General features: G+C 58.5%; 26 protein-coding genes. 6 read left to right on the top strand and 20 right to left on the bottom strand.

Annotated elements, in window-relative coordinates:
- Positions 1-8 precede the first annotated feature (8 nt).
- The 4 genes from ACELLULO517_RS25645 to ACELLULO517_RS25630 all read right to left on the bottom strand — a co-directional run bounded on the left by ACELLULO517_RS25645 (position 9) and on the right by ACELLULO517_RS25630 (position 3,243).
- Positions 9-1,040 (bottom strand): iron ABC transporter substrate-binding protein, encoded by a 1,032-nt coding sequence (locus ACELLULO517_RS25645; RefSeq protein ID WP_227310315.1) that lies wholly within the window; start codon positions 1,038-1,040, stop codon positions 9-11.
- Between the two features lie 210 nt (positions 1,041-1,250).
- Entirely contained in the window at positions 1,251-1,835 is a 585-nt protein-coding gene (locus ACELLULO517_RS25640; protein ID WP_227310313.1) for a cytochrome b, read from the bottom strand.
- Positions 1,832-2,677, bottom strand: coding sequence for an anti-sigma factor family protein (locus tag ACELLULO517_RS25635; protein WP_227310312.1), 846 nt, complete (start codon positions 2,675-2,677; stop codon positions 1,832-1,834). The genes ACELLULO517_RS25640 and ACELLULO517_RS25635 overlap by 4 nt, the downstream gene beginning before the upstream one ends.
- Positions 2,674-3,243, bottom strand: a complete 570-nt coding sequence (locus ACELLULO517_RS25630; protein WP_227310310.1) for an RNA polymerase sigma factor — start codon at positions 3,241-3,243, stop codon at positions 2,674-2,676. Before ACELLULO517_RS25630 ends, ACELLULO517_RS25635 begins: the two co-directional genes overlap by 4 nt.
- A gap of 293 nt (positions 3,244-3,536) precedes the next feature.
- Here ACELLULO517_RS25630 and ACELLULO517_RS25625 point away from each other — a divergent pair, with 293 nt between their 5' ends.
- Positions 3,537-4,250, top strand: a complete 714-nt coding sequence (locus tag ACELLULO517_RS25625) for a GTP cyclohydrolase II (protein WP_319796451.1) — start codon at positions 3,537-3,539, stop codon at positions 4,248-4,250.
- Positions 4,243-4,956 (top strand): RibD family protein, encoded by a 714-nt coding sequence (locus ACELLULO517_RS25620; protein WP_227310309.1) that lies wholly within the window; start codon positions 4,243-4,245, stop codon positions 4,954-4,956. The genes ACELLULO517_RS25625 and ACELLULO517_RS25620 overlap by 8 nt, the downstream gene beginning before the upstream one ends.
- On the opposite strand, the gene ACELLULO517_RS25615 is transcribed toward ACELLULO517_RS25620, so the two are convergent.
- The 3 genes from ACELLULO517_RS25615 to ACELLULO517_RS25605 are packed head-to-tail and all read right to left on the bottom strand — an operon-like array spanning position 4,928 to position 7,363.
- On the bottom strand, positions 4,928-5,971 hold the full coding sequence (locus ACELLULO517_RS25615; RefSeq protein WP_227310307.1) for a glycosyltransferase family 4 protein: 1,044 nt from the start codon (positions 5,969-5,971) through the stop codon (positions 4,928-4,930). The two genes, ACELLULO517_RS25620 and ACELLULO517_RS25615, sit on opposite strands and share 29 nt — an antisense overlap.
- A complete protein-coding gene (locus ACELLULO517_RS25610) occupies positions 5,964-6,365 on the bottom strand; it encodes a 6-pyruvoyl trahydropterin synthase family protein (protein ID WP_227310306.1) in 402 nt (133 codons plus the stop codon). Before ACELLULO517_RS25610 ends, ACELLULO517_RS25615 begins: the two co-directional genes overlap by 8 nt.
- A gap of 5 nt (positions 6,366-6,370) precedes the next feature.
- Complete coding sequence (locus tag ACELLULO517_RS25605) at positions 6,371-7,363, bottom strand: zinc-dependent alcohol dehydrogenase (protein WP_227310304.1); 993 nt, start codon at positions 7,361-7,363, stop codon at positions 6,371-6,373.
- A gap of 42 nt (positions 7,364-7,405) precedes the next feature.
- On the opposite strand from ACELLULO517_RS25605, the gene mdoH reads away from it, so the two are divergent.
- Positions 7,406-9,103 (top strand): glucans biosynthesis glucosyltransferase MdoH, encoded by a 1,698-nt coding sequence (gene mdoH, locus ACELLULO517_RS25600; RefSeq protein ID WP_227310302.1) that lies wholly within the window; start codon positions 7,406-7,408, stop codon positions 9,101-9,103.
- A 185-nt stretch (positions 9,104-9,288) separates the two neighbouring features.
- Here mdoH and ACELLULO517_RS25595 read toward each other — a convergent pair whose 3' ends face one another.
- Positions 9,289-10,014, bottom strand: coding sequence for a TetR/AcrR family transcriptional regulator (locus ACELLULO517_RS25595; RefSeq protein WP_227310301.1), 726 nt, complete (start codon positions 10,012-10,014; stop codon positions 9,289-9,291).
- 84 nt (positions 10,015-10,098) lie between these two features.
- On the opposite strand from ACELLULO517_RS25595, the gene ACELLULO517_RS25590 reads away from it, so the two are divergent.
- Positions 10,099-10,518, top strand: a complete 420-nt coding sequence (locus tag ACELLULO517_RS25590) for a carboxymuconolactone decarboxylase family protein (protein ID WP_227310300.1) — start codon at positions 10,099-10,101, stop codon at positions 10,516-10,518.
- A gap of 70 nt (positions 10,519-10,588) precedes the next feature.
- On the top strand, positions 10,589-11,800 hold the full coding sequence (locus ACELLULO517_RS25585) for an MFS transporter (protein WP_227310299.1): 1,212 nt from the start codon (positions 10,589-10,591) through the stop codon (positions 11,798-11,800).
- Positions 11,801-11,871: 71 nt separating this feature from the next.
- Here the strand turns inward: ACELLULO517_RS25585 and ACELLULO517_RS25580 are convergent, their stop codons facing one another.
- The 5 genes from ACELLULO517_RS25580 to ACELLULO517_RS25560 form a co-directional block, all read right to left on the bottom strand.
- Complete coding sequence (locus ACELLULO517_RS25580) at positions 11,872-12,192, bottom strand: putative quinol monooxygenase (RefSeq protein WP_227310298.1); 321 nt, start codon at positions 12,190-12,192, stop codon at positions 11,872-11,874.
- A 135-nt stretch (positions 12,193-12,327) separates the two neighbouring features.
- The gene (locus ACELLULO517_RS25575) at positions 12,328-13,590 is read right to left on the bottom strand and encodes an urea ABC transporter substrate-binding protein (protein ID WP_227310296.1); all 1,263 of its coding nucleotides are present in this window, start codon (positions 13,588-13,590) and stop codon (positions 12,328-12,330) included.
- Positions 13,591-13,622: 32 nt separating this feature from the next.
- The gene (locus ACELLULO517_RS25570) at positions 13,623-14,138 is read right to left on the bottom strand and encodes an ANTAR domain-containing response regulator (RefSeq protein ID WP_227310295.1); all 516 of its coding nucleotides are present in this window, start codon (positions 14,136-14,138) and stop codon (positions 13,623-13,625) included.
- A 104-nt stretch (positions 14,139-14,242) separates the two neighbouring features.
- Positions 14,243-15,382: a transporter substrate-binding domain-containing protein gene (locus ACELLULO517_RS25565; RefSeq protein ID WP_227310293.1), complete on the bottom strand. Its 1,140-nt coding sequence runs from the start codon at positions 15,380-15,382 to the stop codon at positions 14,243-14,245.
- Between the two features lie 451 nt (positions 15,383-15,833).
- The gene (locus ACELLULO517_RS25560) at positions 15,834-17,348 is read right to left on the bottom strand and encodes an amidase (protein ID WP_227310292.1); all 1,515 of its coding nucleotides are present in this window, start codon (positions 17,346-17,348) and stop codon (positions 15,834-15,836) included.
- Positions 17,349-17,557: 209 nt separating this feature from the next.
- Here ACELLULO517_RS25560 and ACELLULO517_RS25555 point away from each other — a divergent pair, with 209 nt between their 5' ends.
- The gene (locus ACELLULO517_RS25555; RefSeq protein WP_227310291.1) at positions 17,558-18,559 is read left to right on the top strand and encodes a helix-turn-helix domain-containing protein; all 1,002 of its coding nucleotides are present in this window, start codon (positions 17,558-17,560) and stop codon (positions 18,557-18,559) included.
- 324 nt (positions 18,560-18,883) lie between these two features.
- On the opposite strand, the gene ACELLULO517_RS25550 is transcribed toward ACELLULO517_RS25555, so the two are convergent.
- The 7 genes from ACELLULO517_RS25550 to ACELLULO517_RS25520 form a co-directional block, all read right to left on the bottom strand.
- Positions 18,884-19,762, bottom strand: a complete 879-nt coding sequence (locus ACELLULO517_RS25550) for an N-acyl homoserine lactonase family protein (RefSeq protein WP_227310289.1) — start codon at positions 19,760-19,762, stop codon at positions 18,884-18,886.
- The gene (locus ACELLULO517_RS25545; protein WP_227310288.1) at positions 19,755-20,324 is read right to left on the bottom strand and encodes a hypothetical protein; all 570 of its coding nucleotides are present in this window, start codon (positions 20,322-20,324) and stop codon (positions 19,755-19,757) included. Before ACELLULO517_RS25545 ends, ACELLULO517_RS25550 begins: the two co-directional genes overlap by 8 nt.
- A gap of 9 nt (positions 20,325-20,333) precedes the next feature.
- On the bottom strand, positions 20,334-21,110 hold the full coding sequence (locus tag ACELLULO517_RS25540) for an SDR family NAD(P)-dependent oxidoreductase (protein WP_227310287.1): 777 nt from the start codon (positions 21,108-21,110) through the stop codon (positions 20,334-20,336).
- A 22-nt stretch (positions 21,111-21,132) separates the two neighbouring features.
- Complete coding sequence (locus ACELLULO517_RS25535; RefSeq protein ID WP_227310286.1) at positions 21,133-22,128, bottom strand: ABC transporter permease; 996 nt, start codon at positions 22,126-22,128, stop codon at positions 21,133-21,135.
- A 14-nt stretch (positions 22,129-22,142) separates the two neighbouring features.
- Positions 22,143-23,675: a sugar ABC transporter ATP-binding protein gene (locus tag ACELLULO517_RS25530; RefSeq protein WP_227310284.1), complete on the bottom strand. Its 1,533-nt coding sequence runs from the start codon at positions 23,673-23,675 to the stop codon at positions 22,143-22,145.
- Between the two features lie 20 nt (positions 23,676-23,695).
- On the bottom strand, positions 23,696-25,024 hold the full coding sequence (locus ACELLULO517_RS25525; protein ID WP_227310283.1) for a sugar ABC transporter substrate-binding protein: 1,329 nt from the start codon (positions 25,022-25,024) through the stop codon (positions 23,696-23,698).
- Between the two features lie 212 nt (positions 25,025-25,236).
- On the bottom strand, positions 25,237-25,439 hold a 203-nt coding region (locus ACELLULO517_RS25520), incomplete at its 5' end, for an aldehyde dehydrogenase family protein (RefSeq protein ID WP_227307665.1).

Genomic DNA, 25,439 nt, shown 5'->3' with positions numbered 1-25,439 from the left:
GGCGTTTGTCAGATCAGCCCTGCCTCGCGCAGCAGCGCGGCAGCTGGTTGATCGTCGCCCAATGCCTCAAGCGAGATCACCGGCGGATGCAGTTCAGAGCGCGGCTTCATCATCGCGTTGACCGGCACGCCGGCCGCCAGAGGATATTCGAAATCGACGTCGGATGCCGCGAGCATGCTTTGGGTTGGCTTGGACACCAGGAAGGCCAGGAATTTCTGCGCCGCGTCTTTGTTTTTTGACGAAGCCAAGATGGCTGCACCCGAGATGTTAACGAGCGCGCCAGCGTCACCATTGTCAAAATGATAGACCTGTGCTTGGGTCTTCGCCATCCCCTGTTCGGTAGCCAAGCGCGCCCAATAGTAACTGTTGATGATGCCCGTGGCGGCGGCACCGCGATCGACGGCCGCGACGACGCCCTCGTCGTCATCAAACACCTGCGCATTGGCTTTCAGGCCCTTCAGCCAAGCAAGCGTCGCCTCCTGCCCCTTGAGGACCAGCACAGCGCTAACCAGTGGCAGGAAATCGCTGTCGCTTGGCGCGATCGCAATCTTACCTTTCCATTTGGGGTCAGCCAAATCGAGCAGCGATGCGGGCAATTCCGTTTCCGCGATCAGTTTGGGATTGAAGGTCAAAACATTTTCCCGCGCCAGCACGCCAACCCAATGTCCGCTGGATGGGCTGTCTTGCGGAGGCACTGCCGCCAGCGTCTTCGGATCAACAGGCGCCAGGAGCTTCTTTTCGTCGAGCAGCACCAGTTCCGGTGAGTTCTCCGTCAGAAAAATGTCGGCAGCAGAGGCGCTGCCTTCCTGCACCAACTGATGAGCGATATCCGGCCCCTCGCCTGCATGGGACAAAACCTTGATGCCGGTTTGCTTTGTGAAGGCGGCGGTCAACATGTCGATGACCTGCTCGTGCTGAGCCGAGTAGAGCGTCAATACCTCAGGGTCCGCCGCGTAGGACAAGGTCGGCGCCGCAAGCGCCATGATCGCGCCAGATAAGCCGAAGGCAAGCCCTCGGCGTCGGAAGTTCAGATGTGTCACGGACATGTTCCTCTGATTATTTTGAGAATGATTCTCGTTTGCATCTCCTATTGGGCATCTGCCGGACTGTCAATTGCAATTGTGTGGATTTAGATGGACGCGGCTGAAGTGCCTGCGTCAGAGAAATTTGTAAACACAACTGTAACGCGTACGCCTCCGCGCACCTGCAAGAAATCAGGTGAGCCGAGGTGAAATGTCAGATCTTATCTGTCATTTATGGCGAGGCAGGTTTTTCATGAATGGGATCATGCGAGATAGAACATGATCCTGCTGCACATAGTGATGCAAGAGTGCCACGCAAGCATGGGCGCCCGCGAGGCAGATGATGAGCCAGGCATTATAGTAGTGCAGAAAGCCGATCCAATTATTGGCGACCGAACCAATTTTGATCGGCGACGGAATTGAGAAAATTCCAAAAAATACGGCTGGGCCGCCGCCCCAACAATACAGAAAGCCAAGCACAACCTGGCAAGCAAGCAGGGTATAGAGGGCAAGATGCACCGCAGTCGCTGCAAAATGTTGAAGACCATTGACAGCAGGCGGGATCGATTTCGCAAAAACGGTGCGCCAGCCTATCCGCATGATCATTACTGCGGCAAGCAACATGCCCAGAGAAATATGCAGTGACTGCATACTGTCACTAAGATGCCCATCTGGCAGGAAAGACCAAACCTCAGCCAGGGCAAAGAGGGTGACCACGAGAATCGCCGTCAGCCAATGCAATGCGATGACAGCATGATCATAGCTTGGCGGTACGGCTGAGATATGTCCCTCTGGCGAGCGCAGCGTTCTCATATCGTGATGCCACTTTTTCCCAAATCCTGGTCAACAGAAATAGATGCCAATGTCGAGCCGAGGCGTCGTGCCACCTCGCCAAGGTAGGATGCAGGCTGCGCACCGATGACCATGAATGAACGATGTCCGTCATTCCAATAGGAAACGTTCAAACCCCGGCGCATTTCGGCTTCCGGTGCCGAGGGCGCGGCATCGGACGGCATGATGCAAAGCGACATCGGGCCGTATTGCGGATCAAGATAATTGAGCTCCGCGATCGGCGTGGCGTCATATTGCAGAAGCTGGGCCTGTTTGAATTGCAGTCCTGCAAATGCAATGGTTTTCGGATCCAGATGAAGGCCCATGGCGCGGCTGACGGTCTGCAACTGCCGTGCTTGAAGCGCAGCGTCATCAGAGACATTAGCGAATGTCTCGGGTGTGTAAAGCCGCACATAGCTGGCGACAATGTCCCGCCAATGGCCGGAGTTTTCCGCAACAGCAACAGGTTTTGGCGCGAAGGCCAGATGGTCGCCCAAACCGCCGAGCACCACCAAGGCGAGGCCGGCGGCAATCATCCATCGCCGCCCGCCGCCCGCCGTCTTGTTGACAGTCTGCACAGGCCGCGGCGCAACCTTTGTCGGGATGTCGCCCAACGACGATAGCATTTTTTCGACAGGCGCTTCGGATAGGAGCGGCGCGAAGGCTTTTCGCATCCCGAACGTCGCCCCGGATAGCGCAGCCATACGCGCGGCGATCTGCGGATCATATGCCATGGCCAACTCCACACGCGCCCTATCGTCTTGGCTCAATTCACCGTCGACATAAGCAACAAGTTCAGGATCCGTTGGGGTTTGGACCGTCATGACCGCCCCTTCGCCTTGGTCATGGCAATGAGTGTCGCCCGCGCACTAGAGAGACGGCTCATCACTGTGCCAATAGGGATCCCGAGGATATCGGCGGTTTCCCGGTAGGTCATTTCCTCGACATAGGCGAGGAATACGGTGGCACGCTGCGCTTCGGGCAAGGTTTGCACCCGTGAGACCATTTCATTGGCGAACACCTGAGACTCCGCGGTCGCCACTCCGTCTGTCGTGAGAGCTGTCTCAGGATCGACAAAACCGCGGCCCATACGAATGCGGCGCGCGCGAACCTCGTTCATCCAAATCGAATGCAGGATGGTCAGAAGCCAATGGTCAATCCTGGTTCCGGGCTGAAATTGCTCCGCGCGCTCCAGCGCACGCAGACAGGTTGCCTGCACCAAATCTTCGGCCACGTCGCGACGCCCCGACAAGACGAGCGCGTAGCGCCAAAGACGCGCCAACTGCCCGGCAAGATGCTCGCGCACGTGGCCGGCTTTGTCGCTTGCGACTGTCAAAGGCTCGCTTCGCCTCGTTTCGCTCTGAAGTCGATCACTGACCAGTTGGATCATGGCGTAACAACACGCCAGCAGGGGATTTATTCAGGGTCATGCCGCATTTTCAAAAATTTAGCTGTTGCACGCCCCGAGCACCATCGGCTCCCATGGCAGGGCGCCCAAGGCCGAGGCCAGCATCCCCGACATTTTCATGAATAAACCCAGGTCCGAAGTGTTTATCGACTTCAACTGCCCGCGGTTCGGCGCTCCATGGCCTATAACGACAACGACCGGAAAAATGGAAACGCCATGGCGTGCGAGGCCTTACGGGGCCGGCGCCATCATTGCAGACAACCGGTGGTCTCCTTATGAGCTACGTCGCCGCACAGCGAATGGTGGGAACATCCAATACGCTCTGTCGTGCGCGCAATCCGGTCAAGATTGCCATTGGAGACGGCCAAGTGCCCGCCGAATTCCTAGGATTCGATGGATTGGAGGGGGGCGAGCATATCGCGATCCGCGTTCCGGGGCGCTCCTCAGACCCATCGCAACCCATATTGGTCAGGCTGCATTCCGAATGCCTGACGGGAGACGTATTCGGTTCCGCGCGCTGCGATTGTGGCCAGCAACTGCATGAAGCTCTCGCGCAAATGGCTGAAGAAGGTGGGGTGCTGCTATATCTGCGCCAGGAAGGTCGGGGGATTGGCCTCTATGCCAAGCTTGAGGCTTATCGCTTGCAGGACCGCGGCATCGACACCTATGCAGCCAATCGCGAACTCAACCTCCCTGAAGACGCAAGGGATTTCGGTCTCGCGGCCCAGATGCTTTTCGCTCTGAATATCGATCGCATCCGGCTTCTGACCAATAACCCCGAAAAGGTCAGCCAGCTCCGCGCGGCGGGTATCAATATTGCCGCGATCCGCCAGACCAGCGTTTTTGTGACCGATTCCAATCGAGCCTATCTCCAGGCAAAGCTGGCGCATCGCCATATGCTAGACCCGAGACTGCTCTCCGTCCCGGTACCGGACGGACTTGCCGCAACGACGGAGACCGCATTGGCAAAGGTGCTACCGCATGGATGACGTTGCCGAGATGGGCCTCCATTCCCTCTATGCCCCGATCTCCCAAGCACGGGGGTCATTCGTCCTGGGTCAGCTTGGCCAATCGCTCGATGGTCGTATCGCAACGCCCACAGGGCATTCGCGGACCATTGGTGGGCCCGAGGCGATCGCGCATCTGCACCAGTTGCGCGCCCTGGCGGATGCCGTTGTCGTCGGCGTCGGCACTGTGACAACCGACGACCCACAACTCACCACACGCCATGTCCATGGACCAAGCCCGGTGCGGGTGATCATAGACCCCAACGGTCGGTTGCCGCATGACGCCTGCGTGCTGCACGACGACGGTATCCCCTGCATCGCCGTCCAAGGTCACCCTATGGCGCGGCCACCGCGGATCGAGGGGTTGACGCTGCCCTCCTCCAACGGTCGTATCGACGTGCATGCCCTTGTCAAAGCCTTGACGGAACGAGGGCTGAAGCGAATCCTTATCGAGGGTGGTGCCCATACGGTATCGGCCTTCCTGGCCGCCGGTGCGCTCAACAGGCTCCATATATGCGTTTCCCCGGTCATTATCGGCTCCGGGCAGACCGGTATCTGCCTGCCGCAGATCGCCCGTATGGAGCAGGCCATGCGGCCGCCCTGCATGACGCATCGGCTGGGCGACGACGTGTTGTTCGACTTCGACCTTGATGAGACGCTCAGCCCAACCGGCGCAGAAGCTCAGTGACGACGCTGACCGTATTCTCCCACCCAGGCAGCGCAGCCGCTGCCTGAAGGGCGGCACTGGACGCCTGCTCGCGCGCCGCAGGGTCGGTCAGCAACCGACGCAGCGCGATAGCGAGGGCAAGCCCATCCTTGGGCGGCACGAGGGCCCCAGCCTTCTCCGGCACGACAGAGGGGATGGCGCCAGCCAGCGTGCCGATGACCGGCAGTCCGTGGGCCAGCGCCTCGGCGAAGACCATGCCGTAGCCCTCATGCAAGCTTGCCAGCACGAATAGGTCTGCATCGGCATAGAGCGGCCCGGTATCCTCCACCTCGCCGACGAGGATGATCCTTGTCCGCAGCGCAAAAGCGTCGATCTGCGCCCGCAGCGCGGCAACCGTTTCCGGGGCGCGGTCCAGGCTGCCGGCGATCGTGCAACGCCATTCCAGGTCGCGGACAGCGGACAGCGCCGAGACGAGGGTGGTGTGGTCTTTACGCGGTGTCACACTGCCCAAGGACAGGATATGCGGCGGATCACCCTGCCGCGCGGCCGGCAGCACGGTGTCTGTGCCGGGCGGCGCCACGATCAGTCTCTCCGCCGAAACACCGTAAGCGTCGCGCAAAACCTCTGCCGTCGCGTCGCTGGTGACGATGACGGCCCGTACATGGCGCAGGGCTTCACGTTCAGAGGCGACGAAGCGGCGTGGCGCCAATGGTTCGAGCGCCAGCGGGTGGTGGACCAGAGCGATAAGCCGCAGACGCTGCCCCTCGGCCGCTGCCAGTTCCGGCATGGCGCCAAGGGCCAGACCATCGATAAGGACGATCTCGCCATCCGGCCGGGATGCCAGAGAGGCCGCGACCTCGGCTAGATCGGAGGCCGTTGGATAAGGGAAACTGCCCGGCCAAGGCAAATGACGAATACTAAAACCCTGCTCGCGCAAACCCGCGATCAATCGCCTGTCATAGCCGTAGCCGCCGGTGCGCGTATCGATATCGCCCGGTATCGCAAACGCAACCTCCCGCCCTGTCGCGTCAATCAAGATCAGCCTCGTACCAGCCCCTTGCGACATGGGATTCGCTCAGCGTCACGCGCATGCGGGTGATGCCCTCGGCATAGGGCCCGAGAAGCCCGTCACGCCGCGCCCCGGCCATACGATCGAAAATCGTCCAGGCAAGGAATTCCGTGGTCGTGACCTGCCCGGCGAAAGCGGGATCGTCATCGAGATTGGCGTAGTTCATTGGCTTCAGCGCCGCGCGCAAGGCATCGAGCGCGCGACCGATATCGACCACGATATTGTCAGGCGACAACGCCGGCCGAAAAAACGCCACGTCAACGACGAAAGTCGCACCGTGCAGGCCTTGTGCGGGGCCGAAGACCGCACCGCGCAGGCTGTGGGCGATCATGATGTGGTCACGCACTTCGACAGCGAACATGGCAGTCACTCCGACGGATAGATGATACGATGGAACAAGGCGCCCGGCTGGCCGAGCAGCCCCGGCAAAGCAGCGGGCAAGGCGTCGAAGCATGTCTCCTCCCGCACCAGGCAATCCAATCGCGGATCGGCGGCGAGCGACAGCGCCAGGCCTAACCGTCGGGCGTGGCTCCAACGAGCCCGACGGGAAGGTGAGACCATTCCCACCTGAGAACTTCGCAATGACAGGCGTTGGCTATGAAAGGCGCCGCCCAACGGCACCGTCACCGCTTTGTCGCCATACCAGCTCAATTCCATGACGTCCGCCTCGAACCCCGCCAGCGACAAGGCAAGGCTGAGACCGTCGCCGCTGCCGGAGGCGTGGATGACCGCGTCGCAATTGCGCGGCGCCTCATGCCCTTGGGCGAAGCGCACATCCAGGGCTTCGGCGATCATCGCCCGCGCGGGGTTAACGTCGATCAGGGTGACCTCGGTCCCTGGCAATTGGGCGCAGAGCCAGGCGGCCAGACAGCCGATCGTGCCGCCACCGACCACCGCGATTCTGTCGCCTATCCTTGGCGCCAAGTCCCAGGTCGCGTTAAGCACTGTCTCAATTTGGGCCGCAAGAACAGCACGGGAGGTCGGCACGTTGTCTGGGACCGGGATTGCGGCATCGGCCGGCAAGGTAAAAAAGGTCTGATGCGGATAGAGGCAGAAGACCCGCTGGCCGAGCCGGTCGGCCGGGCCATCCTCGATGACGCCGACCGACGCGTAGCCGTATTTCACTGGGAAGGGGAATTCGCCTTCTTGAAACGGGCAACGCATGCGCGCCCATTCGCCCTCCGGCACTTGGCCCGCGAAGACCAGCGCTTCCGTCCCCCGGCTGATGCCGCTTTGCAGAGCGCGAACCAGCACGTCGCGATCCCGCGGCGCCGGCACATCCGTGGCGCGGATGTCCGATTGCGCCCGACCTGTTATCCAAAGAGCCTGCGCCTTATGCGTGAATAAATTGCGGGTCACGCGTGTTCCACTAACTTTGGCAGATCAGCGACAGGACTTTTCGTGAGCACCACTTGGGTCGAGGGCAAAGCGTCGACAATCGCAGAGGAGCAGCGGCTTTGGCCGCGGCGCGTCTTGGTGCTGGCTTTGAACCTCATAAGCTGGCTGGGACTAGGTTTGCTCATGGCACGGATCATCGGGGGCGCCGGCTGGTCGTGGGCCGGCGTGGCGATCATGTTGCTATACCTCATCGCGTTGCCTTGGACCTTGCTGGCCTTCTGGAATGCGGTCATTGGTTTCTTCATTCTCCGCTTCCATCATTCTCCCGCGTCTTACACCAATCCCGCGTTGAACGCGACGCCCGCTGATGCCCTAATTATTTCGCGAACAGCGATTTGCGTTTGCATCCGCCATGAAAGCGTGACGGGTGTTGTGGCACGAGTCAAAGCCATGCGTGAAAGCCTGGATGCGATGTCGCAAAGCGCAGATATCGAATTTCACGTTCTGAGCGATAGCGCGCGACCAGATATTTGCGCCGAGGAAGCCATAGCCTTCGGAAATGATCCCAGGTTGCACTATCGCCGTCGCACAGAAAATATCGGGTATAAGGCCGGCAACCTGCGTGACTTTGCAACAGCCCATCAGGAGCGGATCGATTTCATGATCGCGCTCGATGCCGACAGCCTGATGTCAGGGGCCGCTATCCTGCGGCTTATCCGCGTCATGCAGGCAAACCCCAACCTCGGTATTCTGCAAACACTGGTGACAGGACGGCCCGCGACCAGCGCATTCGCGCGCATTTTCCAATTCGGCATGCGCCATGGGATGCGGACACATACGACGGGCATCGCCTGGTGGCAAGGTTCCAGCGGCCCCTACTGGGGTCATAATGCCATCATCCGCCTGCATCCTTTTGTGGCGCATTGTGCGCTGCCGGTATTGCGGGACGGACTGCCGCTCGCAGGGCATATGCTCAGCCACGATCAGGTGGAGGCGGCGCTGATGCGAGCGGCCGGCTTCGATGTTCGCGTCATCGCGGATGAGTTCGGCAGCTGGGAGGAAAACCCGCCGCGGCTGCCGGACTTCATTCGTCGAGACCTGCGCTGGTGCCAAGGCAATCTTCAATACCTGCGCCTGATCGGAAAGCCGGGCTTTCGCCTGATGGGACGATTTCAGCTGTGCAACGCCGTCGCGATGTATCTGGGCGCACCCGCCTCCGTCATCATGCTGACGGTCGGTATTGCCAATGGTTTCTCAGGTTTGCACGGCCATACGCCTGGAACACTCGCTTTCGGGCTCTATTTCGGGATGTTGATCCTGGGCTTCGCACCGCGTCTGCTGGGTGTCATTGATATTCTGATGCGGCGCGAAGATCGCGAACGTTGGGGCGGAGGATTTCGGCTTTTGGCCGGTGCCGCAACAGACGCGGTCTTCACCCTGATGATCGGCCCCGTGATGATGGTCGCACAATCACGCTTTATATTCGGATTGCTGTTCGGTCACCGCATCATCTGGGAAGCCCAGCAGCGCGACGATGGGATCGTGCCGATCCGTGAAGCGATCGGTGGCTTATGGCCGCAGTTCCTGCTCGGATTGGGATTCGGATTGGCGACCTGGCATGTGGCGCCAGCATCATTGCTCTGGGCCTTACCAACTTTGGCAGGGTCCCTATTAGCCGTCCCCTTTGCCTGTTTCACGGCAAGCCCGCGCGTTGGAGCCTGGATGCGGCAGGTCCGCCTCTGTGCCGTCCCGGGAGAATGAGATTTGCGCGGCTGCTTTCCTACTTACGCTCCCAAAACCGGACAGTCCGCTTCCCCCCAATGCCGCCGTAATCAGACCAGCCGCCATTGACTCATATAAAATGACCAATGCAGTCATCGCGCGCATTGCCCTGTACGTTGATGGGAGCGCGCATCCTGCCTAGCTAAGCGTGTCAAACAGTCCGGCTATTTGCTGGATCGCTTGGCGCGCTTTGGTTTGTTTGCAACTGGCCGCGATGTCTCACTAGATGCATTTGCTTTGACGACGAGATAATAGCCGAGGAAGATATCGACACCCTGCTCGACGATATCTTTGACCTCAGCTTGCCTCAGTTGCTTATCGTCTCCCATGACACGGCCCCACAACACGGACTCGTCGATCAGCCCAAGAAACTGCCGCGATGTCAGTTCAGCATTCGTGATTTTGAGGATTCCGCGACGACCGAGCTCGGCAATGTAGTTGCGGACGGCGCTCATAGCGGGCGTCTTCCCGACTTCGAAAAAGCTGCGCGTCAGGTCTGGAAAGCGGGGCCTTTCAGAAATAACCATGCGCAGAAAAGCGATCGCCAGAGGCGGCGCCCAGAAACCTGCGATGCCATAGCCGATCCGCCGCAATCCTGCCTCCGGATCTGCCAGGGCTTCCTCATCGGTCGCGATATCCATAACCGGAAAGGCCCGCCACATGCGCTCGGCCACGGAACGAAACAGCTCTTCCTTCCCGGCCGGGAATTGATTGTAGAGGGTACGGCGCGCTGCACCGGCTGCCTGGGCCACCAAATCCATGCTGGCGCCCTCATAGCCATGCTGGATGAACACGATGCTGGCGGCCGAGAGAATGGCGTCACGTTTGGTTTGCGAGGCCGACGGCGTGGCGATCGCGTCAAATATCGACCCGTGAACCTCGTTAGGCATGTAGCGACCTTCTCACCCCAGCCCTTGACTGCACTGCACTGTGCATGGCAATTTTGCACTTAGCTGTGCAAAAGGAGTTTTACCATGTCTGACGGCAAAAACAATCAAAACGGCTCCGACGCCCTTTATGAGCAGGGCGTCAAAACATTTGAAGCCGCTATGGGCCAGCCCCCGACGGCCTTTATAGAGACGGTTGATGCGATAGCGCCCGGCTATGCACGCATGATTCTCGAAAGCGAATTCGGGGATGCCTATAACCGCCCAGGCCTAGATCTGCGAACCCGCGAACTCGTCGTTATTGCGTCTTGCGGTGCCTTGGGTGTGACCGGTTGGGGTGCGATGAAGATGCATATTCCTGCGGCTCTCCGGGCCGGTGCCACGCGGCAGGAGATTGTCGAAGTCTTGATCCAAATTGGCTTTGGGGCTGGCCTCCCGACCGCACTGGGCGCTCTGCAGGCCGCTAAGGAAGTCTTCGAGAGCCTTGACGCTGCGAAGAAAGCGTAAGCGCCGCCACGCGTCTGAAAATCTGGCCAAACCCAAGATTTCCAACAAAAATCCGGTGCGATGAACCATCATGGCTAAGTCCGTCACTCTCCCCGGCGTCCGGCCGGGAACCATCCCTGTCATGGCCGTCGCATGTGGCGTGATGGTTGCGACTATTTATCTATGCCAGCCACTCCTAGGCCAGATAGCTCACCAACTCGGCGTCCCCGAGCATGCTTCTGCTTTGGTGGCCGTGGCAGCTCAAATTGGCTACACAATCGGCATCCTCTTCGTCGTGCCGCTTTCAGATGCGGCTGCACCCAAGAAGCTGGTGCAGGTCTTGCTCGTCCTGACCATACTTGGTCTTTTAGGTGCCGCATTGGCACCCGGTTTGGGAATCCTGCTTGCAGCAAGCCTGATGATTGCTACGACGTCTGTCGTTGCGCAGATATTAATCCCGCTCGCAACCACCCTTGCCAGCCCTGAAAATCGCGGGCGGATCGTCGGATCGCTGACGACCGGGCTGATCATGGGTATCCTTTTGTCGCGGACGGTTTCCGGGATTGTGGCGCAGTTCAGCCATAGTTGGCGAGCGCCCTACCTGCTTGAGGCGGTTCTCTTGGTGGTGATGTTCTTCGTTGTACCACAATTCATGCCAGAGCGACCTGCCGGGCAAGCCAAGACCGGCTATTTTGCTTTGCTCAAATCCCTTCCTCCCCTCCTGCGGCACCGACCTCTGTTGCTGTCCATGGGTATGAATTTCTGTGTGTTCGGGGGCTTCTCCGCCCTTTGGGCGACACTCGCATTCCATCTTGAGACGCCCGCCTTTGGGCTGGGGCCGGCCGCGGCTGGCTTGTTTGGCCTTTGGGGGGCACCAGGCGCACTCCTGGCACCCATCGCTGGACGACTGTCTGACCGGTGGGGCTCGGCACCGGTGAACTGCCTGGGACTTCTGTCCGCGGGACTGGCCTTCGTTTTCGCAGGCACGACAGGCGCCACTAGCATCGTCGGCCTTGTCATCGCGGTGAACTTGTTAGATTTTGGCCTGCAAAGCGGTCAGGTGGCGAACCAAACTCGCATATTCGGGATTGCACCGGAAATACGCGGACGCCTCAACACCATCTATATGGTCGCAACCTTCGGTGGCGGAGCCTTGGGTGCGTTAGCTGGCGGCTACGCCTGGTCCTTTGCCCGCTGGACCGGCGTCTGCACACTCGGGTTAGGCCTTGTGCTTGTCGCTGCTGCCATCCTCACGTTAACGACAATCTTTTCGCGTAAAAGCGTCGCGCTCCAGTCGCCGTAAGAGGCCTTCCCGCCCGAAAGGTGGTCGCCAGTTCAGCCACAAACCAAAATAACGGATAGCGCGAAGTCAAGTCACCTAGAGTTAGTCTCCTGACGCGCGACCGCGATCAGTTCCTCGCAACTATGGAGAACCACAGGTCCTTCCAGTAAAGGCGTTGCTTTTGCAAAGAAGCGTGCGACCGTCTCAGATGAATTATGAAGATCCATCGCAGCACGATCAATAAAGCGTTCGTAGGTTGTGAAGATACAAGGTGTCTCCAAATCACGGGACACGAAAAAGCCGACCGTGGTGGGCTCCTCCGAGCGCACATAGTCGGCTACTTCTGCTAGAGCATCAAGCATTGCGTCGGCCGCGCCAGCTCGTACGCGAATGATTGCAGTGATCGTGATCATTCTTCGAAAGGTCTCCCAGTTCCGCCGAACATTAAGGACTGCTCAGCTGGCATGGTTCCGAAATGCACAAAAAGACGCTCCGATAGCGAACATGGCACCCGCAAAATCCCGCAGGCACCATGCTCATGCATCGATTTAGGCCTTGACGTCGATGACGTATTGCTTACTCGTCCGGGGTGCCTTTATCAGATTGCAGACAGCCGCGGTATCATCAGGCTTCTGATCTGGAAACGATTTAACAACATCCCATGTCTTGTTCTTTGCCTTCGCAAGATACGCGTTACGGATCACGTGATGCGTTGCATGGTCTATCGTCACTTTTCCGGATGGACCATCAATAGATATGCCGCTTTCAAGCGCCTCGATGACCTTCATACGGTCAATTGACCCAGCCGCCTTCACACCGGCGGCCCAAAGCTTGAAACCTTCGTAATTGTCAGCTGGCAGTTCACTCAGATAACCGATATTCGACCCAAACTTGGCCTGCACCGCTTTGACAAATGCTTGGCTCTCGGGGGTATCTATCTCCTGATAATAGCCATAGGCCGTGACGATGCCATCGCTCACACTCGCATCCAATGTATGAATTTCGTCAACAAGACCAAAGGTCGTAGAGGCGATCGGGATCTTGTTCAGCATCCCCGCTGCGGCCCACTGACGGTAAAAAGCCGTGTGATTCGAACCCACGAGAGCCGAAAATACCACGGAAGGATCTGCACTTTGGATTTTGCTGATGGTGGCACCGAAATCGGTTACGTCGAGCGGAAAGTAGTCCACCGCTTGCACGGTGCCACCATTGTCTCGGGTATATTTGGCCATCCACTTGGCGGTGATTTGACCGTAGTTATAGTCCGCGGCGATGATATAGGCCTTCTTGCCCGTGTTGTTCAACGCATAGGGCACCAGCTTGCTAACTGTCTGAGCTGGCGTGGTGCCCGTGCAAAAGATGTTGCGATCGCAGACGCCGCCTTCGTAGAGGACATTGTAGAAATACAGGGTATGAAACCGATCGAAGGCCGGTCGGATCGCTTCACGTGACGCGGAGGTAATTCCGCCATGAACCACCGCAACCTTATCCTGCAGCGCTAGCTTCTGTGCATACTGCGAATACAACTGAATGTTGGTCTGAGTGTCGTAGTTGATAAGTTCCACCTGCTTGCCAAGCAGACCACCCGATGAATTGACCTCTGCAACCGCCGTGCGGATGGTGTCATACATCCCCTGCCCCGAGCTACCAAGTGCGCCTGAGAGATCAAGAAGGCTGCCGACCTTGATCGTATCAGCGGCATGGGCATACCGGGCCACCAGAGGCGCCGCGAGCGTGCCACCGAGAACGGCTGCGGACGATTTCAGAAAACCACGGCGCGAGGCGCCACTGGGCGGAACGTTCGGATCCATTTGCTGTCCTTTGTTTGAAAAATAAGCTGACTTTAGCCTTTAGCTTGACCGAGATTATGAGCTTGTTCCGAGATGCTTTTTTGCACCCAAATCTCGCAGTAAACCTCAATACTCTGGCGTTCTTGCATCGCTGCTCGGCGAAGCATTTCGTAGGCCTGCTCATCGTCACAGCCTTCGTCCTGCATAACCGCAATAACGGCTTTGATAACGAATCTTCGTCCGGCGCGCCGACGCTCGTGGGCCACCAGCTGCTCTCGCATATGCTGGCGCTCACGATGGGTGTTCACAGCCAGAAAGACTGCTGGATAAACGGCAGGCGCGTAAACCGGCTTGCGCAGGAACGCTGTCGCACCCAGCGCCATGAGGGCACGTAGGCGACCAGGAGCCTCGATACCCACGAGACCTATGACCGGCACATCCCAGAGCGCAGCTTCCTCAGGCCTTTCCATGCCCTTTGGATGAAAATCACCATCAACAAACAGCAGGTCGCCTTTGCCGTCGTGGGACAAAGGTAACCCCTCGTCCGGATCACGCACGGTCATCGTCATTCCGAGACGCCTCAGAGCCTGAGCGAGCGGCTGTTCGCGGTCGACTTGCGAGCTAAGCACTACGGCATGGAAGCCACTGAAATTTTGGACACGTCCCGTGACGCTCATGACACCAGCCTTAGATTGACCGGCGCCAGTCTCGGCGTGCTCGCAACTAGATAAGGGTCTGGCCGAACGGGCGCTTCGTATTCCTCGATGATATCAAAACCGCCATCCCGACGGGAGATACCGATACGCGGGGTTAGCCAAGCATGCATGGTGTCGGCTTCAAGTTTCACTTCGCCTTGCGGTGCTTGTACCCGCAGCGTATTTGCAACCGCTCGAACTGCATCAATATCATCGGTGCCTACCGCTTCGAGCGCCTGCGCCAAAAGATGGACGGCGACGAAACTGCTTTCCGCATCGGCCGAAGGCATTGCGCCAAAGCGACGGGTGAAGGCGCTGACGAATGCATGGCTCTCCGGCGTGTCAACAGATGAAAAGTAGACTGAGGAGCTGACATGGCCGTCACGGGCCTCAGGCGACACCGCCAGCATTGTCGTTTCGGTGAGATTGCAGGTCAGAAGCGGCATATCCCGCGCCTGGTCGATACCCCTGGACAGGCAGGCCGCTCGCAACAGATCCATGAACCGGGCAGCCGAAGCGCCAATCAAAGTGCAGAATACAAAATCCGGCCGAACCCTCAAAATATCCTGGACGACATGATCGAGGTCTAGATCTTCGACGGCGATGTAGCGGTCGCCGACAATACGGCCTCCGGCAGGTATTAGCCCTTCTCGTAAAACCCGATTGGTCTCCCAAGCCCAGACGTAATTGGACCCAACACAATAGGCGGCCCGCCCGACATTGCGGAGAGCCCAATCGATGAGCGGCAAGGTGTGTTGATTCGGGCCCCCCCCGACATAAACGACGTTGGGCGATGCCTCGAAACCCTCATAATGCGTGGGGTACCACAGCAGTGCGTCGCGCTTCTCAAACACCGGCACCACCTCTTTGCGACTCAGAGATGTATAGCAGCCGACGACATGGCGAATTCCTTGGTCGAGCAATGCCGAAGCGTGACGCGCATAATGCGAAGGCTCGCCCCCTGGATCCGACGTGACCGGGACGAGGTTAAACTTGCGATCTGGTCTAGCGTTGAGCGTATCTACGGCCAAAAGACCGCCGTTCAAGCTCGCATGCGCCATTGGGCCGTAGGACCCGGTTGTCGACAGCAGCAAACCTATTTTAAATGTTCTGAACACTCATCCACTTTCGCGAGCCCATTATGCAGGGCTGGTTTCGACGCAGCTTTAGAAAATCCAGCGGCGGCGGTGCCATGTCAGAAAGCAACGAGGTGGCAGTATCCAGAGCGCCATTGCTCCAACTGCCGGAATAGTAATCTATGCAAGCCAGACCGCTTGTCAAACACAATTTAACCGCTCAAATTCTGAGCAAATGCCCGAATATTAAACAAACTATGCGCCAGCGTTGCTCCTTAAATGGGATCAGGTAAACCGTCTCTGCCGCCACAATTGTCCAGCCAGTTTGGCGTGTTGGCTGAAGGATTTCACCAGCCCTCTAGCACATGCCGCAGGTGAATGTGAGGCGGTAGGATGAAGCCAAGCCGGCGCTTCTCATGTTTAGCGCCAGATGCACGCAACGCTGAAAGCCCCCGCTCCCAATGACGCCAGCCCAGGAGTAAATGGCTCGCGATTATAGAGACTTCCAGTCATAGGCTTGCTCAAATGCGTGGGCGGCCCGGTAGATTGCCGTTTCGTCAAAATGCTTTGCCGTCAGCATCATGCCGATTGGCAGTCCATCATGCATACCACATGGAGCTGACATCGACGGATGATGAGTGATGTCGAATGGGGCAGTATTAGCAACCACGTCGAGCGCCCGCTCAGCCTTCAGCTTTCGCGAAGCATCTTGACCCGGCAAAGGCGGTGCCAAGGTCGGCACCGTCGGCATGAGGAGAATGTCATAATTTTGGAGCGCAGTGTCATAAGCCGCGCGCAGGCGCCGAACTAGGTTTTGAGCTTTGTTGTAGAAACGGCCTCGATAATGCTTCTGGAAATACTCCCCCAAAAGCATGACCATTTTGATATTGTCCGGTAACTCGTCCGCCCGGTCGCGCCAGGCCGCGTGTGCATCCGAAAAGCTAGAAAGATAAACGCCGCTATAACCCGTGCCGAACCCATTCCCTTTCATCATGTGATTGACGCTACCTTCCAACCCTATAGGCAGCCAGATCACGGGGCCTAGTTGGTGCATGGGTATCGAGACATCCTCGACTATGGCACCGAGCTTGGCGAAAAGCGCTCCCGCCCGATAGACCGCGTCATCCACGGCAGCCTCGGAATTTGCATGACCAAATCCCTCACGAACCACGCCGATCCTCAGACCCTTCACACCCAGACCGAGCGCCTCCCTGTAGTTTCCCACGACGGGCGAATGCTGGCGCGAATCAAACCCGTCAGCCCCCGCGATAACCTCGAGCAACAGAGCATTGTCGGCAACCGTTGCCGTCATCGGACCCGTGTGATCGATCGTCGGTTCAATACCGCCGATACCAGTGTAAGGCACCAAACCATAGGTCGGCTTCATGCCATAGATCCCGCACATCGCCGACGGCATTCGAATGGATCCTGCCTGATCACAGCCGATCGCCATCTCAACCTCGCCAGCCGCAACAAGTGCTGCACTTCCTGATGACGAGCCACCCGCGGAAAAGCCCATCCGGTGTGGGTTATGAATGGCCCCCCGCGAACCTGTATGGCTGCATGCTGAGAAACACATAAACTCGCAAGCTGCCTTGCCAACAATCGTTCCACCTGCGTCAAGGATTCGCGTGACGATGGTGGCGTCGATCTCCGGCATATACCCTTCAAGCGTGGAAGCGCCGTTCATCATCGGAACCCCCGCCACATAGACATTGTCCTTGATAACGACGCTCTTGCCCGAAAGCGCGCCTGCCGCCGCGCCCTTAATCTCCGATTTGATATACCAAGCGTTATAGATGTTCTCGTCACCCATGGGCTGATAGCCGGGCGTCCTGGGATATTTGACTATCGGCAGTTCGTCGGTCATCTGCTGGAGAAGATCATAGCCCTTAATCGTTGGTTCTATGAGGTCGCCAAAAAAAGCGATGTCCTCTCCCGTCATACTCATGCCGAAGCCAGTGGCGATTGAACTCAACTGATCGGGCGTAGGACGTTTGATCGTCATTCAATGTTTCCTTTAAGGCGAAGTTGACGGCAGGCGGCGCGTTTTGCTGCGGAAAGCGCAAGCCTCGTCGATTTGTACTTGGTGCAGGTTGTACTTGGTGCAGGCCGATGCTCTGACGATGTTAACAAAGATTTCCGAGTGCTGTTTGCCTATAGCGGCCACTCATTGGCCTCTAACGGCCAAAGCTCGCAGGAAATTGCGAAACTGCGGTGGCACAAATCTTGCTGCCGCTAAAGCGGGATAGTTTACGCGTTGATGTAATAAGCACGGGGGCTCAATTGCTCAAGAGTTCTATGGATTCCGCGCGGCGTGATTTCGAGAGCTGGCATCATCTTACTTGCCGGAACTACTCACTGACGGAGTGCAAGAAACCCACCGTCGGGGACTTTGATGGCCGCGTTTCGATGTGGGATTTTGGCGCCACGTCGATTAGCGAAATCGAGACCAATGTTCCGTCCGGGCATATCCTGGTGACCCGGAGCTCCTTGGATGTCCAGAAAGACCCTCGAGACGATTTTATGCTGTACCTTGGCACAAGGGGCGAGCTCGGTATGCTTCAGGCCGATCGCGCTATCAGGATTGGCGTTGGAGACATCGCGCTCTACGATCAATCCAAGCCATTCAAGCTTGATTTTATTGGAGAATCGCGAGGAACCGTGATCACCATACCACGGCCCCTGATAATCTCCCGACTGCCAAGCGCACAAAGGGCAACAGCAACCCGCATCTCCGGGGCATCGCGTCTAGGTGTGTTTGTGGGTTCGCTGATCTCGCAGTTCGTCGATTTGAAAGATAGCGTTGACCGCACGAGCGCCAACCGGCTGGCCTTGCCTTTATTGGACCTTCTGGGCGCAAGCATAGAAGTTTACTTGGACGCCAGTTTCGCAAGTGATCGCAAAGATATCCGCCTTGGCCAGGTCAAGGCATACATCCGTGCAAATTTACATGATTCAACATTGACCACAGAAACTATCGCCAAAGCACAGGGCGTTGCGCCACGAACGTTAAATCGTTTGTTTGCCATTGATGGAACAACACCTGGCCGATGGCTGTGGCGCCAGCGATTGGCAGCAAGTTACAAGGCACTTGCCGATGGTTCCGTGAAAAATGTTACGAGCGCCGCTTTCGATTTTGGATTCTCCGACCTCTCGCATTTTACGCGATCATTCAAAAAAGAATTCGGGGTTACACCTCGTTCGTTGCTTGGTTGATGGCTCCCACGATCGAAAGCAAACTATCTAAGGCGTTGTTGTGGGGCTTACCAATCCGGCAGACCTTTTGTCCTTTCTGGCTCGGGACTTTGCCCTAGAGCAGATCCCGGTCAGATGGAATCATCTGTCCGGGTGAAGATGCTCGCAAAAACAATAAATTAGAGCGGCACCTGTGAGCGTAAGCGAACAGGAAACGCTCTAAGGCGCTCACGCACTCCATGTATGGTCAAGCCGGCACGGAACTACTGCGCGCCAGAATGCTGCCGGTCACTGCATGATCATTTCACACGAATCACGACAGACCCAGAGTCGTGCAGTACAGCATCACGACACGAGGCTTGTGTCTCCCTTGGCAAGGGCAATCTCACTGATCCGCAACCCGGTTTTGGTGACGCGTGAAGGGAAGACAGTACCCACCTCCTCGTCATGCGGCGGAACGACCCGCCTATAGTCACCACCGACCGCGTTGATCATCGCGTCTGTCGCGAATAGTAGATTTTCCTGGCTGACCATCGCAAGGCCGATCGGCACATAGCCAGGATCGGCCGCGTCCAATCCGCGAAAATTGTCATAGCTATAGGCCAGATCGCCAGCCATGACCCAGACATCGTCGCTCTCGCGCTTGCCGTCATTCCGGATGGTCACATATTGCGACCCCCAGGTGTGACTATCGGCTGCAAGACGCAGGTCAATCCCGGGCAGAATATCGTCATGGTCGCCGTTGATCGAGACAAGACGACCCTCTCGCGCCAGATCCACGATCCGCGCAATGTCACCAGGGTCGGTCGCGGCCTGGAGCCAGCGGAATTTGCGATCCAGCGCCAGCGCCCAAATCCATTTGGATAGCTCACGCTCCTGCAAATAGAAGGTCGCGTTCGGGAAGGCATCGGTATTGCCCGCATGATCGAAATGCGCATGCGTCAGGATGACATGCTCGACATCCGAGGGTTTGACACCGGCCTCGGCCAATACAACCTCGGGAGACTTCCAGCCGTGAACGTCAAACCTCTGTTCAAGCGTCTGGCCGTAGTCGCGTTGATTATACCCGACATCGACCATGGCCAGCGTGCCATGACCTTTGATCAGCACATACCCATAAGGCATCTTTCTTGTGCCCTGATTATGCGCGCCATAGACCATGACGCTGACCGGCGCTGACGGCATGAAGGCGTATTCCATCACCCAGATCGAATAGTCAGCCATTGGCTTTCCCCCGTGATATCGTCGCCATAGATGCATGAGCAGCGCAGCAGGACTGCCCGAAGGCCACAACCTCGAAGCCCGGCAGGGCAGCGGCCGCAAAATGGAGTTGCCGCAGCCCTTCCCGCAACAAGGCCAAGGCCCGCTGGTCGTCCCTGTTGAGGTTCACGGCCGCCTCCGCGCAGGCTGCCGTCAAGGCATCGTTGCAGGCGCGCAGATGACGATGATGATGCCTCCCCTTTCGGGCCGTAGGCAATGCCCCGATCAGATCGCCTGCTTTAGCACGCTCCGCACAGGCGAGAGCGAAAGCCGGGTTGTCCTGCGCGCTGCGGCCGCCGGCCGCCGCCAAGACAAGAAGTGCCGCGAGCTGTCCCGCCGCCTGACGCAACAAATCGAAGGCAGGTTGTGCGGCGACCACATAGCTGAGAGTCGCATCGTCGAGCAGCGTTTCACCGGCCGGCAATAGGCTCTCGGTCGGCGCCTCCGGCACGCAAAATAGCGGTATATTGGGCGCCCGCTCCTCGATGCGTCTGACTGACAGCCGTGTGATGTCTCGATTATTCATATCCATACCTCAAGCACTGGCGACGAAGCCACCACCGTCGACCACGACCGCCTGACCGGTGATATAGGATGCGGCGTCGGACGACAGGAACAATACCAGTTGCGCGATCTCCTTGGGGTCCGCGATACGACCCATGGGAATCAGATGCGTGACCGTATCGCGCGCACTCTGCTCACCGCCGAACATGCCGCTGAGGAGCGGGGTCATCGTCGAACCGGGCGCGATGGCGTTGACCCGGATATTGGACTTGGCAACTTCCAGCGCGACCGAATTGGTCAGGCCGATCACGCCCCATTTCGATGCGCAATAGGCGGCAGTCGTCGCAAAACCCATGACACCAAACAGGGATGCGGTATTGACGATGACACCGCCCCCTTGGGCCAGCATATGCGGAATCTGGTATTTAAGACCGAGGAAGATGCCTTTCAGATTGACGTCTAGAATAAGGTCGTAGTCGCTCTCCTCCAAGTCCTGGACAGGCGCGGTTTTTCCCGGAATGCCGGCATTGTTGAAGGCGATATCGATGCGCCCGAAGCGCACGACCGCGCGCTCGACCAGAGCTTTCACCTGGGCGTCCACCCTGACATCGACTTCCGAAAATTCCACGGCCACCGACGTGGTTGCCGAAATCTCGGCTTTCAGGCTTTCGCCGTCTGCGGCGCCGATGCCGGCCACGAAGATGTCGGCGCCGGCATCGGCAAAGGCGACCGCCGTGGCGCGTCCGATACCCGTGGTGCCACCGATGATCAGCACTGTCTTGCCGGCGAAGTTGTAAGTCACGCTCATAGATTTCTTCCCTGATACAGTTTTATTTGACGATCCGGGTCAGGAGCCGGTCTTGCCCGACCAGCACGGCGCCGATAACGACAGCACCCTTGATGACCATCTGCCAATACGGTCCCACGCCGAGAAGATTGAGGCCGTTATTGAGCAAAGCGATAATGGCCACGCCGACGAAGGTCCGGTGAACGCCACCCGCGCCACCCGCGAGCGAAGTGCCACCGACGACGATGGCCGCAATCGTATTGAGCAGAAGATCCTGTCCCAGGGTCGGCCCCACCGCGCCAAGCCGCGACATTGCGAAAACCGAAGCGATGCCGGCCATCATGCCGGAAAAGGCGAAGGACAGAATCTTGTACCGCCCGACCGGCAGGCCTGATGTGCGCGCAACAATCTCCCCCCCGCCGATGATCAATATGAACCGCCCGAACTTCGTCCAGATACCGATCGCGACCGCGATCACCCACAATGCCAGCGCACAAAGCGCGATGTTCGGCAGATGCGGAATGAGATGGCCAGTCGCCAGATCATCCAGCGCCGTCGAATCGAACATGATGGCCTGGCCGCTGAGGATGCTCAGCGCGATCCCGGTGAAAACGGACAGGCTGCCGAGCGTCACGACGAAACTCGGCACCCGACCGACCACGGAAATCATGCCGTTTATGCCGCCGAGCACCAAGCCGAGCAAGGCCGCCAGCGGCAGGATCATCAGCCCATAGTCATGATCGGCCAGCAGCGTGACGCAGACGGAACCCACAAGCAGCACGATCGAACCGACGGAGAGGTCGATGCTCCCCATCAGAATAACGAAGCTGGCACCGAGAGAGGCTATAAGGAGTGTCGCCCCTTCCCCGGTGATGGCCGAGAAATTCCGCCAGCTCAGGAATGGCGGGGATGTGACGGCAAATACGACAATCAGGCCGACCACGACCAGAATAGGCAACCATGTGCCCCGATTGGCCAGGCCGGCCTGCACCCAGCCTGGCCTGGTCGGAGAAACGCGAGCGGAGTTCGCCGATGACATGCGCTCGTCTCTCTCTAAGCTGCGCTTGGCAGCATATGCGGAATCAAATCATGCTCGGTTGGCTTGCCGCCGACCGGCGCGTCCAACTCAGCCACCAATTCGCCGCGTTGCATAATGAGGATTCGGTTCGACAGCCCGATGAGCTCGATCAACTCGTCGGTGATCAGCACGATGCCGACACCTTGCTCGGTCAAATGCCGGATATGGGCGTAGATCTCCTCCTTGGCACCGGCATCGACGCCGCGCGTCGGATTGTCCAATACGAGGAGCTTGAGGTCGCGCTGCAGCCAACGTGCCAGCACCACCTTCTGCTGATTGCCACCGGACAGGTTGCGCAAAGGCATGCCGGGCGAACCGGAACGCACACCCATCCTCAGCACAGCCGCCTCGGCCGCCTGACGTTCGCGTGCCAGACGCCACAGCCCGAAACGCGAGAAACGATCCGCGCTCGGCAGCGAAAGGTTGATGGCGAGCGCCAGGCTGGGAATGATACCCTCTACAAGCCGCTCCGCCGGCACATAGCCGACACCCTCGCGGATAAGGGCCGCGATGCGCGGCGTCTGCGGTGCGTTTCCGGCGAGGCTGATGGCGCCTGACAGCGGTGGTTCCACACCCGCGAGCGCCTTGCCGAAGGCGGACTTGCCCGAGTCGAGCAAGCCGCCGATACCGATGATCTCACCTTGGCGAATATCAAACGAGACGGGCGAGAACGAGCGTCCCGTCAGCGCCTTGACCTGGCAAACAACCGGCCGATCCTCGACGCTCTGCTGTCGGGCGACGTGGTAGTAGTCGTCGGACCGTTCGCGACCGACCATCAACGCGTAGATATCGGTCTCCGGCGTTGTGACCGGGTTCAACACTGGGGATAGTCTTCCGTCCCGCATCACATGCATCGCGTCGCTGAGCGTTCGCACTTCCGACAGGCGGTGCGATACAAAAATGAACGATGCCTGCGTCTTGAGGCGCAGCAATAGATCGAAAAAAGCGGTCTCGTCCTTACGGTCGAGTGCGGATGTCGGCTCATCGAGCAGAACGACGGGATCTTCGATGCCCATCAAATGCCGTGGCGCCAGGCAGGCACGCGCGATCTCGATCGCCTGTCGCTTGGAGAAGTCATACGAACTGGTCAAGCGACGCACATCGACATCGATCCCGGCATCGGCGACGATCCGTTCCGCAACCGCGATCATGGCCCGCTTGTTCAGAACCTGACCGAAACGCGTGAAGCGATGTTCCTGCGACAGAACCAGATTCTCATAGACCGGGATATTGGAGACGAGCGCCTGTTCCTGAAAGACGCGCGTGACACCACGCTTGAAAGCATCGCCGAAGTCGCGCGGCGCATACGCCTCGCACTTCAGTTGCATGCTTCCCGTATCGGGTCGCGCGAGCCCCGAAATGATGTTGAACAGCGTGGACTTGCCGGCGCCATTCTCCCCGATCAAGCCGATGATCGATCGCGATGACACCGACAGGCTGATGTCATGCAACACCGGCACCGGGCCGTAGCTTTTCGACACCCCGTCGATTTTGAGAAGCTCGGCCATGGCGCCGGAATGCCCGCGCCTTAGCCGGATTTCACCGGCGACGGGCCGAACATGTCGATCTTGTAGTGGCTTTTATATTCCTCAGCGACCGCCTGCATCTCGCCATTCTGCTTGGCATCCATATAGGCTTTCGGATATTTCCAATTCGCCGGCTTCGGAATGCCCTGCCATTCGACGTCCATATCGAGCGGCGTCATCAGATCCTGCGGGTCCCAATCCTGCGGATGCAGCACCTTGGACATCAGCCGGTAATCGAAGGGTGCCACGCTACCGTTGTTGACATAGCGCGCAAGATAGGTGTCGACATTCTCGATCGTCATCATCTTCGAGCCCCAATGCATCATCCGCTCGGATGCGCGTGGTGACCATCCGTTCATCACATCATAGAGCCTTGTCGTCATCATCGCCCCCATGAATTGCGGGACATTGGCAGCTGTGGCCACCAGTTCGCCGCGCTTGATGGCCGCCGCGGCCTCAGGATTGCCGTCGCCGGCCGAGACGATGAGCATGTCATCTCCCGCTTTCATGCCCTCCGTGCGCAGGGCCGCGATCGCACCCGCGGCCTCCTCGTCATTGGCGGCATAGATGCCGACGGCATCGGGATGACGTGTCAGCAGATCGGTCGCCGCCTTGTTGCCGTCTTCCATATTGAAGTTGCCCGGCAGATCGTCGGCGATCGAGAATTCCGGAAAGGCCTTGAAGGCATCATTGCGGCCGCGCGTCCGCAGTTTATCGGTGATGAAGCCGGGAATGCCGGTCAGGCCGATGATCTTACCGCCCTTTCCGGTCTTCTTCTTGATTTCCGTCAGCAGCTTGGTCGTAACCTCATAGGACGCATGATAGTCATCGGGATCGGCGTAATAGGTGTAGTATTCGCTCGCATCGAACGGCGTGAACCAAGGCTCCGTCGCCCAAACATTGGCGATCCATGTTTTGTTCTGTTCGGCCAGCCCCGCGATACGCTTGATATTGCTACCGTCGGGCGCGTTGAGGATGACACCGCCAAGCCCGCCGGCCGCGGCAAGCTGCTCATACTGATCAAACTCATGTTCGCTGTTCAATTCGGCATCCGCCGAGGTGACGCCGATCTTCAGCGCCGCCGTTGTGTCTTCCACCGACTTCTTGACAGTCAGGCAATATTGCAGTCGCGAGGAGAAATACATATAGGCGATTTTGCCATTGGGCGCGGCAATGGCCGCCGTAGGCAGGCCAAGAGCACGGGCGGCGGCACCGATCGCGATGCCGGTCGTCGCCAGACGCGCGAAGTCTCGCCGACTGACGCCGTAGGTGTCCAATCTATCGAGTTGGCGGTCGATCGCCTTTTTGCTGGTCAGATCCGAAACCCGCATGGTCGTGTTCCCCGACTTTTTTGGCCGCCTTGTCAGCGACCTTTTATGGAATCACCCGCATTCTGCTGGCGATCTTCGTTCACGACAATAGGAGCCTGTTGCGATCTCGTATCTAGGCCAATGCCTAACATAACAGGTATAGCGCACTTAGCTGTCAGGCCGCCGGAACCCCTCAAGGTCCTAACCTGCCTGACCGTCCTAGCCTGGCGTCTCTAAGATCCTAATCCGCCGAGGGCGATGTATTTGATCTCGATATAGTCCTCGATACCGTATTTGCTGCCCTCGCGGCCGAGGCCGGAGGATTTCACGCCACCGAAGGGGGCGACTTCGGTGCTGATGATGCCTTCGTTGATCCCGACGATGCCGTATTCGAGCGCGCCGGCCACGCGGAAGATGCGACCGACGTCGCGCGCAT

Origin of the sequence: Acidisoma cellulosilyticum, from assembly GCF_020621385.1 — a bacterium.
Taxonomy (GTDB): Bacteria; Pseudomonadota; Alphaproteobacteria; order Acetobacterales; family Acetobacteraceae; genus Acidisoma; species Acidisoma cellulosilyticum.
This window is presented reverse-complemented; position numbering and strand designations above follow the sequence as displayed.

What these genes read in the sequence shown, in the direction of transcription:
- ACELLULO517_RS25640 (WP_227310313.1), bottom strand. Translation starts at nt 1,835, where the DNA reads ATGAGAACGCTGCGCTCGCCAGAGGGACATATCTCAGCCGTACCGCCA.
- ACELLULO517_RS25635 (WP_227310312.1), bottom strand. Translation starts at nt 2,677, where the DNA reads ATGACGGTCCAAACCCCAACGGATCCTGAACTTGTTGCTTATGTCGAC.
- ACELLULO517_RS25630 (WP_227310310.1), bottom strand. Translation starts at nt 3,243, where the DNA reads ATGATCCAACTGGTCAGTGATCGACTTCAGAGCGAAACGAGGCGAAGC.
- ACELLULO517_RS25625 (WP_319796451.1), top strand. Translation starts at nt 3,537, where the DNA reads ATGAGCTACGTCGCCGCACAGCGAATGGTGGGAACATCCAATACGCTC.
- ACELLULO517_RS25620 (WP_227310309.1), top strand. Translation starts at nt 4,243, where the DNA reads ATGGATGACGTTGCCGAGATGGGCCTCCATTCCCTCTATGCCCCGATC.
- ACELLULO517_RS25610 (WP_227310306.1), bottom strand. Translation starts at nt 6,365, where the DNA reads ATGTTCGCTGTCGAAGTGCGTGACCACATCATGATCGCCCACAGCCTG.
- ACELLULO517_RS25595 (WP_227310301.1), bottom strand. Translation starts at nt 10,014, where the DNA reads ATGCCTAACGAGGTTCACGGGTCGATATTTGACGCGATCGCCACGCCG.
- ACELLULO517_RS25590 (WP_227310300.1), top strand. Translation starts at nt 10,099, where the DNA reads ATGTCTGACGGCAAAAACAATCAAAACGGCTCCGACGCCCTTTATGAG.
- ACELLULO517_RS25585 (WP_227310299.1), top strand. Translation starts at nt 10,589, where the DNA reads ATGGCTAAGTCCGTCACTCTCCCCGGCGTCCGGCCGGGAACCATCCCT.
- ACELLULO517_RS25580 (WP_227310298.1), bottom strand. Translation starts at nt 12,192, where the DNA reads ATGATCACGATCACTGCAATCATTCGCGTACGAGCTGGCGCGGCCGAC.
- ACELLULO517_RS25575 (WP_227310296.1), bottom strand. Translation starts at nt 13,590, where the DNA reads ATGGATCCGAACGTTCCGCCCAGTGGCGCCTCGCGCCGTGGTTTTCTG.
- ACELLULO517_RS25570 (WP_227310295.1), bottom strand. Translation starts at nt 14,138, where the DNA reads ATGACGATGACCGTGCGTGATCCGGACGAGGGGTTACCTTTGTCCCAC.
- ACELLULO517_RS25560 (WP_227310292.1), bottom strand. Translation starts at nt 17,348, where the DNA reads ATGACGATCAAACGTCCTACGCCCGATCAGTTGAGTTCAATCGCCACT.
- ACELLULO517_RS25550 (WP_227310289.1), bottom strand. Translation starts at nt 19,762, where the DNA reads ATGGCTGACTATTCGATCTGGGTGATGGAATACGCCTTCATGCCGTCA.
- ACELLULO517_RS25545 (WP_227310288.1), bottom strand. Translation starts at nt 20,324, where the DNA reads ATGAATAATCGAGACATCACACGGCTGTCAGTCAGACGCATCGAGGAG.
- ACELLULO517_RS25540 (WP_227310287.1), bottom strand. Translation starts at nt 21,110, where the DNA reads ATGAGCGTGACTTACAACTTCGCCGGCAAGACAGTGCTGATCATCGGT.
- ACELLULO517_RS25535 (WP_227310286.1), bottom strand. Translation starts at nt 22,128, where the DNA reads ATGTCATCGGCGAACTCCGCTCGCGTTTCTCCGACCAGGCCAGGCTGG.
- ACELLULO517_RS25530 (WP_227310284.1), bottom strand. Translation starts at nt 23,675, where the DNA reads ATGGCCGAGCTTCTCAAAATCGACGGGGTGTCGAAAAGCTACGGCCCG.
- ACELLULO517_RS25525 (WP_227310283.1), bottom strand. Translation starts at nt 25,024, where the DNA reads ATGCGGGTTTCGGATCTGACCAGCAAAAAGGCGATCGACCGCCAACTC.